This window comes from Moorena sp. SIO3H5 (genome assembly GCF_010692395.1).
Lineage (GTDB): Bacteria > Cyanobacteriota > Cyanobacteriia > Cyanobacteriales > Coleofasciculaceae > Moorena.
The window spans coordinates 1-1,936 of sequence record NZ_JAAHHS010000712.1 but is presented as its reverse complement, the minus strand read 5'-3'; the positions used below and the strand labels follow the sequence as shown (position 1 = coordinate 1,936).

General features: G+C 42.0%; 3 protein-coding genes. All 3 read right to left on the bottom strand.

The annotated features are described in order from the left end of the window. Positions 1-67: 67 nt before the first annotated feature. Positions 68-217: a hypothetical protein gene (locus F6K52_RS35805; protein WP_293089884.1), complete on the bottom strand. Its 150-nt coding sequence runs from the start codon at positions 215-217 to the stop codon at positions 68-70. A 104-nt stretch (positions 218-321) separates the two neighbouring features. Further along, on the bottom strand, positions 322-1,416 hold the full coding sequence (locus F6K52_RS35800; protein ID WP_293089882.1) for a glycosyltransferase: 1,095 nt from the start codon (positions 1,414-1,416) through the stop codon (positions 322-324). Between the two features lie 63 nt (positions 1,417-1,479). Then, positions 1,480-1,936 (bottom strand): glycosyltransferase (locus F6K52_RS35795; RefSeq protein WP_293089879.1); only part of this gene is annotated, 457 nt, incomplete at its 5' end.

Here is a 1,936-nt window from a genome sequence, read left to right as displayed (position 1 = left end):
CGTTTTATTTCTGTAAGGAACATACATAAGATTAGTCCCAAGTAAGCTGTGGCTAACATAAGTCTCTCTATAGCAAAGGGAACAGGGAATAAATAAAAGGGAATAGGGAGTAGGGAGTAGGGAGTCGGGAGTCGGGAGTCGGGAGTCGGGAGTCGGGAGTCGGGAGTCGGGAGTCGGGAGTCGGGAGTCGGGAGGGAGTAGTAAAATTTGGATCCAAAATTATCACAAATTATTTTTGAATGTTATAGCACCAGAAGATATTTATGATAATTGAAATTAATTTTAAATTTTAAATTTTGAATTTTGAATTAACTAACGACTTTAGTTCAAGATAGCCAAATACTCAGAAACTGCTCGCTCAGTAGAAAAGTACCTTGCCCGCTCCATTAATTTATCCTGAGTTAATGGAGATCTAAGTACTTGTAACATAGCTAATGATAAAGCGGCTGAATCCCCTACTGGTACTAAAATGCCATATTGTCCTGCTGATAAAATTTCCGCTGGACCACTAGGACAATCTGTAGCAATTACTTGGCAACCACATGCCATTGCTTCAATTAACACAGTTGGTAACCCTTCCCAGCGAGAAGACAAAACCAACGCATTCGCCTTACTCATATATGCATAAGGATTCTCCACAAAACCTGGCATATAAACATCCGCTGCAATTCCTAGCCTGTTAATGGTTGCCTCTAATTCGCCTCGGGATTCCCCTTCACCTAAAATCACCAGGCGAGCAATCATTTTTTTTCTTAAACGTGCAAACCCTTGGATTAGAGTCAAGAAATCTTTCTGAGGTGATAATCTACCAACAGCCAAAAACACAGGAGGAGCGTCTTTGTGAAACCAAGGATGGCTCACAGGCATTTTTGATTTGGCGATTAGCTGATGATTAACCACTGGATTGTAAATTTCTCTGACTTTGCCTTGGTCAAAACCAAGTTGACACTCCAAATCCCGTGCTACTGCTTGAGAAACTCCGACAATTTCATCAGCACGAGGGTAAAACCATTTCATCAGTGGTGGCACCAATTTAGCTCGCATTAACTGAGACTTAGAAGCTGACAAAGTGTTGTGTTCTACCAATACTAATCGAGTTTTGGTACGAGCTAACTCTTTGGCTGCTACAGCAATCACGTTAGCATGAGCCAGATGAGACACTAGGGCAGAAGGTCTGTTTTGTTGTAAGTAACGTGACAAGGGTTGAATTGCTTTGACAACTCGTCCGGCTGCCAAGTTTACTAGACGCACCTGTTTAGGGACTTGGCTTAGATAAGGTCCGTCAGCACTGGCAAGAACTAGATCCAACTGGACATCTTTTTCCAACATCCCTTTGAGCAGGTTAACCGTTACCCGTTCTGCGCCACCGTCATAAAGAGCCGGTAGAAAAAAAGCGATATGCCTTGTATCCATCATTCTTTTATCGATCATACTTTAACCAGTTTTCAATTAATCCCTGTTAGATCTGCTGTCAGTGATTCATAAAGCTGACTGCTGACTGCTGACTGCTGACTGCTGACTTATAACGTTACTAAATAAAGTTTCCCAGCGTTCTATTATTGTTCCTAAACCAAATTGTTCTGTAATTTTTGGAGCATAAGATGCTAGACGTTTACGCTCTTCTTCATTGGATATTAAACGCTCCAGTGCTGTAGCTAAGGCTAACCTATTTTCACTGGGTACCAAAATCCCATTTACACCATCACGAATAACTTCTCGTGGACCACTAGGACAATCTGTTGAAACAACGGGGAGTCCACAAGCGAGTGCTTCGACTAAAACCCCTGGTAACCCTTCAAAGCGGGAAGACAAGACAAATAATTCTGACCGTTTTAAGACTGAAAAGGGATTACGGACAACCCCAGGAAAGATGACCTGATTAGTTAAACCTAATTGATATCTGAGATTTTCAAGCTCTGGACGAAGCTCCCCTTCA

What these genes read in the sequence shown, in the direction of transcription:
- F6K52_RS35800 (WP_293089882.1), bottom strand. Translation starts at nt 1,416, where the DNA reads ATGATGGATACAAGGCATATCGCTTTTTTTCTACCGGCTCTTTATGAC.